The organism is Leptospira bourretii (assembly GCF_004770145.1).
Classification (GTDB): Bacteria; Spirochaetota; Leptospiria; order Leptospirales; family Leptospiraceae; genus Leptospira_A; species Leptospira_A bourretii.
Window position 1 is genome coordinate 185,686 of the sequence record NZ_RQFW01000022.1, and the last position, 13,951, is coordinate 199,636.

Annotated in this window: 11 protein-coding genes; 6 read left to right on the forward strand and 5 right to left on the reverse strand. The window is 37.3% G+C overall.

The genetic code is table 11. The annotated features are described in order from the left end of the window. The first annotated feature begins 37 nt into the window (after positions 1–37). Positions 38–619: a hypothetical protein gene (locus EHQ47_RS18070; protein ID WP_004786087.1), complete on the forward strand. Its 582-nt coding sequence runs from the start codon at positions 38–40 to the stop codon at positions 617–619. Between the two features lie 334 nt (positions 620–953). On the opposite strand, the gene EHQ47_RS18075 is transcribed toward EHQ47_RS18070, so the two are convergent. Then, positions 954–1,973, reverse strand: a complete 1,020-nt coding sequence (locus tag EHQ47_RS18075) for a synaptic vesicle VAT-1 family membrane protein (RefSeq protein WP_135777752.1) — start codon at positions 1,971–1,973, stop codon at positions 954–956. Between the two features lie 47 nt (positions 1,974–2,020). On the opposite strand from EHQ47_RS18075, the gene gcvT reads away from it, so the two are divergent. Genes gcvT through EHQ47_RS18095 form a run of 4 tightly spaced genes read left to right on the forward strand, consistent with a single transcriptional unit; the run spans position 2,021 to position 6,872 of the window. Next, positions 2,021–3,163: a glycine cleavage system aminomethyltransferase GcvT gene (gcvT, locus tag EHQ47_RS18080; protein WP_135777753.1), complete on the forward strand. Its 1,143-nt coding sequence runs from the start codon at positions 2,021–2,023 to the stop codon at positions 3,161–3,163. A gap of 28 nt (positions 3,164–3,191) precedes the next feature. After that, the gene (gene gcvH / locus EHQ47_RS18085; RefSeq protein ID WP_135747772.1) at positions 3,192–3,584 is read left to right on the forward strand and encodes a glycine cleavage system protein GcvH; all 393 of its coding nucleotides are present in this window, start codon (positions 3,192–3,194) and stop codon (positions 3,582–3,584) included. Positions 3,585–3,600: 16 nt separating this feature from the next. Beyond that, positions 3,601–6,513: an aminomethyl-transferring glycine dehydrogenase gene (gene gcvP / locus EHQ47_RS18090; protein ID WP_135777754.1), complete on the forward strand. Its 2,913-nt coding sequence runs from the start codon at positions 3,601–3,603 to the stop codon at positions 6,511–6,513. 23 nt (positions 6,514–6,536) lie between these two features. Continuing rightward, the gene (locus EHQ47_RS18095; protein WP_135777755.1) at positions 6,537–6,872 is read left to right on the forward strand and encodes a (2Fe-2S) ferredoxin domain-containing protein; all 336 of its coding nucleotides are present in this window, start codon (positions 6,537–6,539) and stop codon (positions 6,870–6,872) included. 100 nt (positions 6,873–6,972) lie between these two features. Here EHQ47_RS18095 and EHQ47_RS18100 read toward each other — a convergent pair whose 3' ends face one another. Then, entirely contained in the window at positions 6,973–7,587 is a 615-nt protein-coding gene (locus EHQ47_RS18100) for a hypothetical protein (RefSeq protein ID WP_135777756.1), read from the reverse strand. Positions 7,588–8,264: 677 nt separating this feature from the next. Here EHQ47_RS18100 and EHQ47_RS18105 point away from each other — a divergent pair. Continuing rightward, entirely contained in the window at positions 8,265–9,044 is a 780-nt protein-coding gene (locus EHQ47_RS18105; RefSeq protein WP_135747311.1) for a c-type cytochrome, read from the forward strand. 24 nt (positions 9,045–9,068) lie between these two features. Here EHQ47_RS18105 and EHQ47_RS18110 read toward each other — a convergent pair whose 3' ends face one another. From EHQ47_RS18110 to EHQ47_RS18120, 3 genes are all read right to left on the reverse strand, one after another. Beyond that, the gene (locus EHQ47_RS18110) at positions 9,069–11,519 is read right to left on the reverse strand and encodes a C1 family peptidase (RefSeq protein ID WP_135777757.1); all 2,451 of its coding nucleotides are present in this window, start codon (positions 11,517–11,519) and stop codon (positions 9,069–9,071) included. After that, entirely contained in the window at positions 11,516–12,115 is a 600-nt protein-coding gene (locus EHQ47_RS18115) for a permease (protein WP_244290401.1), read from the reverse strand. Before EHQ47_RS18115 ends, EHQ47_RS18110 begins: the two co-directional genes overlap by 4 nt. Before the next feature lie 101 nt (positions 12,116–12,216). Further along, on the reverse strand, positions 12,217–13,917 hold the full coding sequence (locus tag EHQ47_RS18120) for a hypothetical protein (RefSeq protein ID WP_135777758.1): 1,701 nt from the start codon (positions 13,915–13,917) through the stop codon (positions 12,217–12,219). Positions 13,918–13,951: the final 34 nt, after the last annotated feature.

Sequence of the window (13,951 nt, forward strand, 5' to 3'; positions counted from 1 at the left end):
ATTCAAACTCTAAAATCTGTCCGTTACTTTAAATGATATGGCAGAGACGTATACAAAGTACTTCAATTTAGAGTTTGAACCCTTTTCTTTAGAACGAATCCTCGAAGAAAAACAAGATTCTTCCGGATTTTTCCTCTCTACCGTATTCCAAAAGCGGTTTTCGGAAGAAGTGAACCTCAAACGCCACGAAGACCAGAAACTTTGGATTCAAACAAAGAATTTGCGCTATGTTGTTTTAGATGGGATTCAGAAAATTTCTGATGAAAATGGACGATTGGAACCAACCAATATCCTCTACTTACTTGTATTTTTTGATTTTAATTCCATCACAGAGTATGGTTTCGAAGATGTTTGCAATGTGCTGATGAAACGTTATGACCTCCCTTCTCTTATCTTAAAAATGCCAGATACAGACCATTTAGAGATCTGGGGTAAGGATCATTCACGCAAAAGTTATAAAAATGTTGTGCATCCGAACATTGAATCACTGATGAAAGCTCTCTTTGATTCGATCAATAAGAAGGATCATTTTCAATTCATTGGTATGGAAAGAAGCAATTCGGATAAAAAATCGGGATTTTTGATGAGTCGGAGGGGTTTTACGAGGGCAATTGCCTAGATTTTTATAGAATCTACACCCTATAAATGAAAAAACCCGCAGGTCTTGCGGGTTTACACAAATCTTACTTCGATATATCAAAGTAAGAATTAAATCTAAGTTATTTCTTAGATTTTTTCTTTGCAGCTTTTTTCTTAGCGGCTTTCTTTTTTGCGGCTTTCTTTTTAGCAACCATTGTGATCGTCCTTATCTTTTGATTTCAAACCACGGCTGTCCTTGGCAAACAGAGAGTGAATTGATACGACATAATTAAATCATATCATTTTAAATGTAAAGAAATTTTATTTTTTGCATGAATTTTTATTCAAAATAAAAAAACAGACTAATACACATTCTACGGAACTTTGATAACGATCTTACCAATTGTTTGTCCTGATTGAAATGTACGGAGTGCATCGTGTATCGAATCAAAGCTAAACTCATGCCCAATGGTTTGTTTTGGTAGTGATAACATCATTAAATCGGAAAAATGTTTTCGAAGTTCATCAATTTCATTCCACAACCATATTAAATTGAATCCCATCACCGATTTATTGTCTGAAATCATGGATAATGGATCAATTTTTGGTCTTCTGAGGTAAGAATAGGCGATCGAAAACCAATTTCGGAATGAATGTGATGGTGTGAAGTTCGCACTACCATAGGTAATAAGCCTTCCCATTGGTGCTAAGAGATCATAACTGTCCTGAAAATAACGACCACCTAAACATTCTAAAACGATTTTTAATGGCTGATCTGATAATATTTTCTGCATCTCTTGTTTAAAATTAGGAGATCTAATGAGAAAATAATCATAACCAACCTCTTTTAAGATCGAAAACTTAACGGAATCACCTACAAGACCGATGGTGATTGCTTTTTTTTTCTTTGCAATGTGACCTGCCATGATCCCAACACCACCAGCTGCACTATGAATCAGAACATGATCACCTTCTTTCACTTGTCCTAATGGAACCAGTGCATAGTATGCAGTGAGTGCTTGTACAGCGAATGCTGCTCCATCTTGCATTGACCAATCTTTTGGAAGTGCAAAAACAGTTTTTTCAGAAATGTTCAGATGAGTTGTGTATGCACCAAACCGAGTCACACCAAACACGGAGTCACCGACTTCAAAATTCTTCACTTTTTCGCCTATTTTCACGATTTTTCCAGCAAATTCCAAACCGGGGATGAAACTTCCTTTGGGTGTTGCTGAATACAAACCATAAATCGAAAAAACATCAGCGAAGTTAAGTCCAATGGCTTTTACTTCAATGGTCACTTCATCACCTTCGGGTGGCCTTAAAGGTTCGTTTTTACGATGAAGGTTGTCGATAGATCCGGTTTTTTCGATGCGATAGACTTCTCTTAACATAATATCTTAAAAAAAATTCAATTCCATAACGATGAAACCATTTTTCAATGGTTTTAGAGTCTGATCGAGAGAAAGCCGTGGAACTAAAACAAACACCTTTACACACAATTCATAAAGAAATGGGAGCCAAGATGGTTCCTTTTGGCGGATGGGACATGCCTGTGCAATATACAGGAATCATCCAAGAACATTTGGCCACAAGATCGGCTGCGGGACTCTTTGATGTATCCCATATGGGTGAAATTTTTGTCACCGGAAATGAAACAGATGTTCTATCTTTCTTAGAATCAGTCACTTGCAACACCATCTCAGGGATGAAAGCAGGCCAAGTGCAATACAATGCAGTGGTAAATGAAGCTGGTGGGCTTGTGGATGATATCACTGTTTATAAATTCAGTGAATCAAAGTATATGATTTGTTCTAATGCTTCCAACTATCCTGCAGTAACAAAACATTTAGAAACATATAAAAAAGGGAACGTTACTGTTGTTGATGATAGCAAAAACTGGCATCAAATTGCATTACAAGGCCCAAAAGCAGATGAAATTTTTTCTAAGTACCTTGGTAAGGACTTAAGTTCCATCCTTTATTATCATTTTGAAGAAATGAATTGGAAAGGAGAAACCATCATCGTATCACGCACTGGTTATACGGGAGAAGATGGATTTGAAATTTATACTTCAAATGAACTTGGTGTCACTCTCTGGAAAGAATTATTAGAAATTGGTAAAGAATTTGGTTTGGTTCCCGTAGGTCTTGGCGCACGTGACACTCTAAGACTGGAAGCAAAATACCCACTATACGGTCATGAACTGAATGCAGAATGGACCCCTGTAGAATCAGGAATCAACTTTATTGTCAAAGAAAAACTATCCCCTTACTTAGGATATACTCGAATCATGGCTGACAAAAAGAACGGCCCCAAACGGAAAGTTGTGGGGATTCGCCTGATGGAACCGGGGGTTTTACGAGAAAATTTCCCCATTTTCTCTAGTGAAGGGAAAGAAATTGGCAAATCTACCTCAGGAACTCACTCACCTAGCCGGAAAGAATCCCTAGGACTTGCCATTCTCGACACTGAATTCGCAAAAAACCAGATGGAAGTATTTGTGGAGATTCGTGGACAAAAGAAATTGGCTAAAGTGGAGACTGGTGCTTTCATCCAAGGCAGTGTTCGAAACAATCGCTAACCGAAAGTAAAAAAGAAGAGGAAAAATCATGGCAGATACACAAGCAAAAGACGGATATTATTATACGGAAAAACATGAATGGGTCAGAGTCGAAGGTGACGTAGCTCTCATCGGAATCACTGACTTTGCACAAAATGCACTAGGTGATATTGTATTTATCGACCTTCCGAAACCTGGAAAACAAATCAAAGCAAAAGACAGTCTTGGAACCATTGAATCTGTAAAGGCAGCCGAAGATTTATATTCACCAATTTCTGGTGAAGTTGTGGAAACAAATGCAAGTCTTGGTTCCAATCCAGCAGCAGTAAATGCCGAACCTTTTGATACTTGGATGGTAAAATTAAAAAACATCCAAACATCCGAACTCGGAAATCTTTTATCCGCAGCACAATACAAAGAATACGTATCTAAATTAGATTAATAGGAGTTTTTCTAAAGTGAGTTCCCAAAAGCCTACATCACCTCTCCAATCCCCTTACGAAGAAACATTAGAACCAAGTGATACCTTCCTCCGTCGCCATGTCGGTGTGACAGAAGAAACGGTTTCTTCGATGCTTAACACTATCGGTTATAAGGCTTTGGATGATCTCATTAATGATGCGGTTCCGGCAAACATTCGTTTAAAGAAGGAACTCAACTTACCAAATCCGATTGGCGAATATGCTCTCCAAAGAGAACTAAAGAAAATTGTTTCTAAAAACAAAATCTACAGATCTTATTTGGGACTTGGTTATTACTCTTGTATCACACCTGCCGTAATCCAAAGAAATATTTTGGAAAACCCAGGTTGGTATACGGCGTACACTCCGTACCAAGCTGAAATTGCACAAGGACGTATGGAAGCTCTCATCAACTTCCAAACCATGATCACTGATTTAACAGGGATGGAAATTGCCAATGCTTCTCTTCTGGATGAAGGAACAGCGGCAGCAGAAGCAATGAATATGCTTTTCTCTTTAAAAGAGGATTCACAAGGAAAATCATTCTTTGTATCACAATCAGTTCATCCACAAACTTTAGATGTGATCCGCACTCGTGCGATTCCACTGGGAATCAATATTGTTGTCGGATCTTTTAAAAAGATGGTTCCTTCCAATGATTTTTTTGGAGCGATTGTACAATACCCATCCACCGATGGAACTATTTTTGACTTTAGTGAATTTATCGAAAGCCTACACAAAGTAGGAGCCAAAACCGTTGTAGCTGCAGATCTTTTAGCACTTACGATTTTAAAAGCACCTGGTGAAATGAATGCAGATGTGGTTGTAGGTACCACTCAACGATTTGGATTGCCACTTGGATTTGGTGGACCACATGCGGGTTACTTTGCGACCAAAGAAGAATACAAACGAAACATGCCAGGTCGCCTCATCGGTGTTTCCAAAGACTCTCAAGGAAAACCTGGTTACCGCCTAAGCCTCCAAACACGAGAACAACACATTCGTCGCGACAAAGCAACATCTAACATTTGTACAGCGCAAGTATTACTCGCAGTATTATCTTCGATGTATGCTGTTTACCATGGCCCAAAAGGTTTAAAACAAATTGCATCGCGAGTCCACCGAATGACAACCATCCTTGCCACTGGACTTGAAAAACTCGGATACAAAATCATTTCCAATCCATACTTTGATACCATTCGTGTGGAACTCTCTAAAATTTCCTCTGCAGAGATCATTCATTATGCAGAAGAAAGAGAAATCAATATCAGACAGGTTTCTGGTCATGTGGTCAGTATCTCATTAGATGAAACTACGAATCTAAAAGACATCAAAGATCTTTTAGAAATTTTTAATGAAAACAAGTCGTTACATTTCCAATTGGAAGACTTAACCTCAAAAGAAGAATGGAAAATACCTGAACTATTAGAGAGAAAGTCAACCTACCTTACCCATCCTGTCTTCAATAGTTTCCATACAGAAACTGAAATGCTCAGATATATCCGTAGATTGGAATCCAAAGATTTATCACTCACCACTTCAATGATTGCACTTGGGTCTTGCACCATGAAACTCAATGCATCGACAGAAATGTATCCTGTGACTTGGCCTGAACTATCCAATATCCATCCTTTTGTTCCTGAAAATCAAACCGAAGGGTATAGAACTCTTTTTAGCCAATTAGAAAAATGGCTTTGTGAAATCACAGGTTTTGCCGAGGTATCGCTCCAACCTAACGCTGGTTCACAAGGAGAATATGCAGGTTTACTTGCCATTCGCAATTTCCACCAAAGTCGTAACGATATGCATAGAGACATTTGTCTCATTCCTATCTCGGCACATGGAACCAATCCCGCATCCGCAGTGATGGCAGGATTCAAAGTGGTTCCCGTGAATTGTGATTCCAATGGAAACATTGATGTGGAAGACCTAAAGAAAAAAGCACTCGAATATAAAAACAGCTTAGGTGCCCTTATGGTAACCTATCCATCCACTCATGGTGTGTTCGAAGCCTCCATCAAAGAAATTTGCCAAACAATTCATGACCATGGTGGGCAAGTGTATATGGATGGAGCCAATATGAATGCACAAGTTGGTCTCACAAGACCTGCTGATATTGGTGCCGACGTTTGCCATTTAAACCTTCATAAAACTTTTTGTATCCCTCACGGTGGTGGTGGGCCAGGTGTTGGACCTATCGGTGTTGCCGAACACTTAGCACCTTTTCTACCTGGGCATAGCCTTGTTGAAAATGGATCGAATAACAGCCAGTGGGCGGTCTCTGCTGCTCCTTGGGGATCGGCATCTATCATTGTGATCTCTTGGGCATACATTGCTATGCTTGGATTTGAAGGATTACAATTTGCAACAAAGATTGCCATTCTCAATGCAAACTATATCGCTAAAAAATTAGAATCTTCATTTCCAGTTTTATATCGCGGAAACAAGGGCCTTGTGGCTCACGAATGTATTTTGGACATGCGTGGATTCAAAAAAACAAGTGCGGTGGAAGTAGAAGACATCGCCAAACGTCTGATCGACTATGGGTTTCATTCACCAACCATGTCTTTTCCAGTTCCCGGTACGCTTATGGTCGAACCTACTGAATCGGAATCCAAAGAAGAACTCGATAGATTCATTGATTCTATGTTGGCCATTGCAGGAGAAATTAAAGACATTGAGTCGGGAGTTCTTTCTAAAGAAGACAACCCTCTTAAAAATTCTCCTCACACGGCAGATATGGTCATCAGCGATTCCTGGAACCATACGTATCCAAGAGAACGAGCGGCATACCCATTACCGTGGTTACGCACACGTAAATTCTGGCCAAGTGTCGGTCGGGTGGACAATGTGTATGGAGATCGTAATTTAGTTTGTTCTTGTATACCGATGGAAGATTACGCCGTTTAGGAAATTAAGGAACAGAACAACCTATGTTTTACGAAAAACATATTTTTGTTTGCGAAAACCAAAGGGCACCCGGCGAACGGGTGTCTTGTGGAAACCAAGGCTCCATCGAATTACTAAAACTTCTCAAACAAAAAGCGGCCAAAGCGGGAATCGAATATAAGTTCCGAGTCCAAAAATCTGGCTGTTTGGATCGTTGTGAACTTGGACCTATCCAAGTTTCTTACCCGGAAGGCAAGTGGTTTGCTATGAAAACCGAAGCCGATGTGGAAACAATTTTAGAATTTTATCTCAAAACCAACCAACCAGAAAAATACAATCACCTAATTGTTGCAGACGATGCTGTATCGAAAGAGAAATAGGATAAATAGATTCTGGTTTAGGATTATTTTATCTTATTTTTACTGAACAAAATCAATTTCCATTCCTACAACAAAATGGAAATTGATTTTCTGTTTATAATCATTCCGTTGGATAAAGTTTATCTCTATAGATATCATTCACAAAATTATCTGGAACATTTTGATTTGTAATATAATTCAATCTCCTGAATGGCATTACAAATAGAAGTAATCCTTGTCTAACTTCAATGACATCGTTTTCATATGTATATCTCTTAATTTCTTTTCCCTGATTGAATGCAACGAATTCAGTTTTTCCGCTTATCTCTCCGAAAACGGGAAACATTGTACCAGAAAGGACAAAGAGAGTGGAAGTCAGATAGAGAGAAACATTTGATTGCACTCTACTAGTTACTTCAATTTTGACTAAATTTTTACTTTTAATTTTACTTATATCATCAAGACCATCAACAAAAACAGTAAATCTGTTTATACAATTACAACCAGCAATGATATTTGTAAATGCTTGTTTATTCGCCTGATGAACTGCATAACTAACTTCCGAACGTTCATTAAATGCATTGTAGTGGTTATAATATAGTATGAAATCTACGTTCGCAATTTTTTTATCAATTTTTGCAGGATTATACGCAGGGTAGTCATTTTTTAAGTAAGTAATACACTGACTAAAAAAACTCACAAGAAAGACTAAAGCAATAATTTTGAAAAAATTCATTTCGTACCTTTGGTTTTTTTAATTAAAAAGACTAACAAAAATAAGAAGAGTCAAGACCTAAATTCAGAAATTCCAGAGTATTCCAATGATCGGACTTGATTACTCAAAATTTTTTCCCTCTCAAATCTAACGAGGCTTAAGAAAGAACATTTAACTTGTGTAAGCAAACGTAAGGGAGAGGGATTATCTGCTGATGCAAACTGATTTTCTATTGTTAAGTGAATTTTGAAATTCATTAATAGGAACTATCCTTACTAAATATTCATTTATATTAGAAATTCAGGAAAAATATTGAATATAACTCGATCAACAATTTGTTTCTAAACCATTAAACTATTTAAAAAGGAAAAAAAAATCCTTTTCCAAACTATGAACTTTCCCTAAAAAATTTTTATCAACAAGGAGATTGATTCGCAAGAATCGAGACTTTGTGATAAAAGGAATGCATTGGGAGGCGGGTCTAGTTCCCCACCCTCAATCGGGCGGGGATACATATATCCAATCTGTACCACTACCCCCAAAAACCCTACCAATTACCCTTGACCAAAAACATCTCCCCTAGTCTCTTTGCTCCACCTATGAAAAAAATATCGCGTATCCTCACGATCACCTTTCTATCCTTAGTGGGCATCCTTCTAGTGTTAGTCACGACGATTTATGCATTGAGTTCTTCTCGTATGAACAAAACGTACGCAGTGAAGTTTATTCCCATTCCCAAATTTTCCAAATCCGTTGACATCGTTGAAGGAAAACGCCTCTACCAATCCAGAGGTTGCGGGGACTGCCATGACGTTGATGGAAGTGGAAAAACCTTCATAGAGAATCCCGCCATCGGAACTCTCTCTGGATCTAACCTAACAGCCGGTAAAGGAGGAATCTTATCTGATAGAACTGATGAAGAACTTGCAATTGCGATTCGCCACGGTGTTGGAAAAAATGGAAGGGCATTAATCTTTATGCCTTCTACTGACTTCCAAGGTATGACCAATGAAGATGTTGGAAAGTTAATCTCATTTTTGCGTTCTTTGCCTGGGATCGATAAAGTCCAAGGAGAACTCAAACCTGGACCGTTAGGCAGATTTTTATTTTTAATTGGGGAGATTCCGGTTTTTGTATCAGCTGAAATCATTAATCATGAAATCACTCACCTGACAAACATTACACCTTCTGTTTCCATAGAGTATGGAAAGTATGTTGCATCAACTTGTACAGGCTGCCACGGATTTAGTTTAAAAGGTGGGCCCATCCAAGGAGCACCACCAGAGTGGCCACCTGCCCAGAATATTAGCAAAAGCGGGATCAACCATTATACGGAAGCAAACTTTATCAAAACCATCAGAACTGGAAAACGTCCCGATGGTTCAGAAATGAAATTTCCAATGCCTTGGAAAAGTTTAGGCCAACTAACAGATACTGAACTCAAAGCACTATGGATGTATTTACAAACGATTGAATAGTGTATCAAACTTGTTGATATAAGATCACTTCTCTTTGGTAAAACTCAGTTCTAAACCGTTTTCAAAGTCTTTGACTGATTGGAACTGAGCCAAAGAGTTTCCCTCCAAAGATTTTGAAATTTCAAACAAAAATCCATTTGCCTTTAGAGTTTGACTTCCAGGAATCCAAGTTCCTGTGAACTGACGAACGTCCTTATCATTTAACTTTAATTTAGCGATAAAATCTTGTCCATTCCCTGTGATTTCGATTCCAACCACTTGGGGGCCAGATTTTGGATTCCAATACATGGAAGACCAAGTGCCGACAAAGGAAGAAGGTAATTCTTCTAAGGAAATTGTCCTTTTTTTCACTTGGGCTTTGGGCTCATTCCAAAACACAGAAACATAATTAGAATCTTTTGATTCAGATCCGAATTCTGATTTGGAACGAACTGAGTATAAAAATAAATCACCAGAGTTTCCCGGAAAAGTTTCGCTATAAGAATTCTTTTTACCTTCTACGGAGGATACAAATTCAAGTTTTCCAACCTTTCCTGTCCCTTTCAAGTGTTTACGATAAATATAATATTCGAAACTATCTTTTACAGAATCCCACTTTAATGTAACAACGTTATCTTTACCAACCGAATTGGAAGTTAATTGTTTTGGAGGATTGAGAGTCGCACCACCTGCTCTTTTCATTAGGTTAGGATCGGTTTTTCCAATGACAACTTCACTTGGCTCTGCATAACCAAAATCATTTGCAGAAATGATTGTATATAAATATTGGTCTCCATTTTGAATCGATTGGTCAGTGTCTGTATATGTTGTTCCTGAGATTTCAAACTGACCGGAAGGTTCTGCTCTTTCATCAAATCTATATAAATAATAAATTTTGGCTCCTGGCGCCGCATTCCAGGTTAAAATAATTTTATTTGAAAAATCACCATTTGTTGCTGTCAAATGAGACACTTGATTGGGTAATGAAGTTTGATCTGCAACATCAACCACTGCTGTCTCACTCCAATCCCCAGATGTTTTGGATTGGACGAGAGCACTCACACGATAAAAATTTGATTCACCAATTTTGGGTGACGAATCGATGAAGTTAGAAGTTTTGCTTGTCCCAATATTTTTCCATTTTAAAGATGAATCTGCTCGCGCGATTGTATAACCACTTGCCCCATCCAATTCAGACCAACTTAATTCTACATTTGGCAAAGATCCACTTACATAAACCAGACCAGATAGACCAACAACTTGCCCTAAACTCCCATTTGGATTTGTTTCTGCAAAAGTAAAACCTTCCACTACCGAGGAAACTTCCGAAACTTCTTCTGCACCTATTGAAATGATTCTATACGCATAAGTAGAATTAGGTGAAACTGTCAAATCAGTAAAACTTGGTTTATCAGAATAAGCAAGATCGTAAAATTCAGATTCATCTTTTCTTTGAATTAAATAAGCAACCGCTAGATCTTGATTTTTCCATGTTAAAATGATTTTTGAATCAAATTCTCCTTTTGAAACTTTGATTTCGTTCGGTGGAAGAATCGGTTTCTTTGTTGGAACCGTATTTAGGTTTGGTGTACTTTGTGTTGCAGGTTCATCTATGATTGCATAAGTTTCTTGCCCAACTTTGGCAAGCATAGAATAAGAAACCCAACCAAATCCTTTATCACCCCAATTAGTTCCCCAAGAATTTTGTAATTTAAACGCACCTTTCTTTCCAGACTTGGATTTTTTTTGATCATCATAGCCGACTATCGTCATGGCGTGTCCACCGTAACTCTGTCCTCCATTTTCATCATAAATAGCGGAACCTTTTAATTTATAGAAAGCGTCATCAATGATCATTCCAACCATCACAACATTCTTGCCAGCTAATACTCGTTTAATTTCATCTGGATTTTTAAAGTTAAGCCTGGAGAAGGATTTAATTTTATATTTTAGTGCTTCCTGTTTTGAAGACTGTGAAGGTTGGGTGAGGTAATCTTTATCAGAATAAGGCATACTACTCCAAGGAGCGACACCACTAGTCTTTAAAAATTCCATTGTTTTATAATAATATAAACCTTTGTCTTCTCCACCATTCTGTTGGTTGTAAATAAAAGCTGGTGAAAAAACAAAATTTCCTTTCCCACCAACAAATGGTGGATCGTATTCGGAAGTCTGTCCTTTGTTTTTTAATAGATATGATTTGATTGCGTAACCTGTTGCCCATGCCACACAACTATTTTGCCTTCCTTGGTTTCCCACAGGAGGCATCTGTGAAGATAAATCGGTGGATTTTGGTAATTCTTCAAAGGAATTAAAATCTCTTTTGAGAGGAATACTATCTTGGATTTCCTTAGAACTAGGAATGTATCCACAAGAAAAAGTTCCTGGTTTGCATCCGGGAGAACGAACACTACTGGGATCAAACTCTTCTGCAAAGATTGCAGTTGTGATTACAAGGCAAAGCCCTATCATTTTCCAATTTTGTTTTAGATTCATGGTTTCATCCTTTCAATAATTTGTATGATACTATTTTTTTCTTTCCAATCGGGAAGGTTGCGCTCTTCCAATTGATAATAAAACTTTGATTTGGTGGAGCCAAAAACAAATGATACGTAGTTATAACTGACACCTGTCATTTGTTCCTTGGGAACATCTTCCATCGGTAGTTGGTAAATTTTGTACCGAAACAGTGAATCCATCCATTTCCGATATGATTGCGGCGAAATTTCCTTTGATTCATTTAAAACCAATTTCCCTTTCTCTACCACTCGACGACTTAGAATGACTTTATTCTCTTTTGTTACTAATTGAAATTGTTTTGCAAATCGAAACTCAGGTGAGACAGCACCAGAACTTTCTTCCCAAATTAGTTCCATTGGTTTCCAAAGTCCTTTTTGGTTTTTAAGCTGCAAAGATTCCGTTTTGTTACCTTTTGATTTTGGCTTAGTTTTTATTTTTGATTTATCCTTTCGTTCTGAAAATGAAACTTTGGACTGAATTCGATCTGCTTTTTCGTTTGGTTCTGCAATCGTTTTCTCACCAGTCAAAATAAGAAAAACTAAGACCAGAAATATATTTACAAAAAAATTCAAAGTGGATCGATCCCATCTTGTTTTCAAAAGAAAACAAGACTTTTTTGATGATAAAACAGTGTTCGAAAGTTTAAAAAAATGAGCCTCTGTAAGATCAAAAATTAGCTACTGCCAATTTCTGCTTTTAACCATTTTTTCTCACCGATTGACTTCTTCATATTTTCAATGAGTGCGACAGTAATGTTCGTATTGAGTTTTACCATATCGGGATCTTGTGCAAAAACAATCATTTCATCGATAAGATAATCAATTAAATTCTCAATCGACTTTCTCCCTGAAGGATCCGTTGCCATCGCCACCGTTGCTTGTGAAATTGTAGAATAAATCGTTAAACTAATTTGTTTGGTAAGATTCGCTTGCATCTCTTTAGGTAATAGCGAAATAGGTTTCATATTCGCAGAAACTCGCTCCGAAATTTCGGTTACCAAATTTTGGATTAACGCTTGTAAATTGGGATTCTGTGCCGACTTGGCAATATTTTTAATCGCTACTTTTTTTAGTTCATCGCGGTTTTGATCAATCGCATTAACAAGTTGGTCGAGTGAGTTCCCAGACTTCACTTCATTTTGAGTTTCTGTAAGGATCTGAATCGTAACAATATCAGAAATCTCTTCTTTGATGATATTGGAATAATATCGCAATGTTTTACTAATCAAATCGTTTCCTAAAATACGAGTGAACTGATTGGTTTGTAACATCAGATAAATTTTATAAACCCGAACCAAACGGAAAAAACGGAATGTTGCGAGGGGAATGAGTCCCAATACATCATACCAATGATAAATGGGATACAAAAACCAAGCAATATAAGTTCTATTTTTAATCGCTAAAAGCCAACTTAGAATAAATTCAGCCAAAAAGAAAAATAAAAACGGAGCATCTAACAGTAAATAGTTGTTGACTGGACTTCCATCCGATGCGATGGCTCGGTAGTAGTTCAAAGCAAAATACTCTCTAAAATGAGAATTAAAAAAATCAATTTTTTGTTCGAGAGACCTGTTTTGGTCTCTCCAAAACCAAGCAAACGCTACAACCGTGGATGGAATACGATCTCTGTTTAAAACAGGATCCAGTTCTTGTCTTAATTTGATATCGCGGGCTTTTGTTTTGTGAGTTTGGTATTCATTTTTGATAGTAGTTTGAATTTCGGTTAAAAATTTCGTTTGCCCAGACATAGCAAAAGGATTGGTTTCTACAATCTCTAACATCCGTTTGTCCATCTTTTGAAAAATGGATAAAATTTCTTTAGATTCATTTGTTTCAACACTCAAACGATTGATAAAAGCATATTTTTCAGAAAGTTCACCAAGAGTTGTGATTTCATCTGTTTCTTCTAAAACGCTAAAAAAGTCGTTTAACTGAACCAAAGTCTCTTCCACTTTTTTTCTGCGGACTTGGACATCTTCAATTTGAATGGCCGACTCAAAGTTAGCATACAAGGAATCAAACTTTTCATTTGATACTTGCGATTTTAAAGATGTTAGAGTTTTATAAATTTCTTCTCTTGTGATTTTTCTTTGGTTTTCTCGAAAATCATCATCACGTAGTTGGGTTAAATATTTTAAATCATCCACCAAATCAGTGTAAGCGGTGGTGGTTCTGTGAGCTTCAATTCCTAAAATTGGTTTGTCATAAAGTTCCAAAATTTCCGGAAACTTATGAAAGTAAAACGGCCGTAAACTTAAATAACTTAGATCAAAAATGATAAGTGCTAAGTTCCCAAGGACAACAAAAACCATTGTTATGTCCCAGAGTAATGGAATTCCTAGTTTGTGTTTTTTGATCAAATCCCAAGAAATCATAAATTCACCAAGGGTAGGTGTACTACCCTTTCCT

Bases quoted from the DNA above. Each gene is read 5' to 3' on its own strand.
- EHQ47_RS18070 (WP_004786087.1), top strand. From the start codon at position 38: ATGGCAGAGACGTATACAAAGTACTTCAATTTAGAGTTTGAACCCTTT.
- EHQ47_RS18075 (WP_135777752.1), bottom strand. From the start codon at position 1,973: ATGTTAAGAGAAGTCTATCGCATCGAAAAAACCGGATCTATCGACAAC.
- gcvT (WP_135777753.1), top strand. From the start codon at position 2,021: ATGGTTTTAGAGTCTGATCGAGAGAAAGCCGTGGAACTAAAACAAACA.
- gcvH (WP_135747772.1), top strand. From the start codon at position 3,192: ATGGCAGATACACAAGCAAAAGACGGATATTATTATACGGAAAAACAT.
- EHQ47_RS18095 (WP_135777755.1), top strand. From the start codon at position 6,537: ATGTTTTACGAAAAACATATTTTTGTTTGCGAAAACCAAAGGGCACCC.
- EHQ47_RS18100 (WP_135777756.1), bottom strand. From the start codon at position 7,587: ATGAATTTTTTCAAAATTATTGCTTTAGTCTTTCTTGTGAGTTTTTTT.
- EHQ47_RS18105 (WP_135747311.1), top strand. From the start codon at position 8,265: ATGAACAAAACGTACGCAGTGAAGTTTATTCCCATTCCCAAATTTTCC.
- EHQ47_RS18110 (WP_135777757.1), bottom strand. From the start codon at position 11,519: ATGAATCTAAAACAAAATTGGAAAATGATAGGGCTTTGCCTTGTAATC.
- EHQ47_RS18120 (WP_135777758.1), bottom strand. From the start codon at position 13,917: ATGATTTCTTGGGATTTGATCAAAAAACACAAACTAGGAATTCCATTA.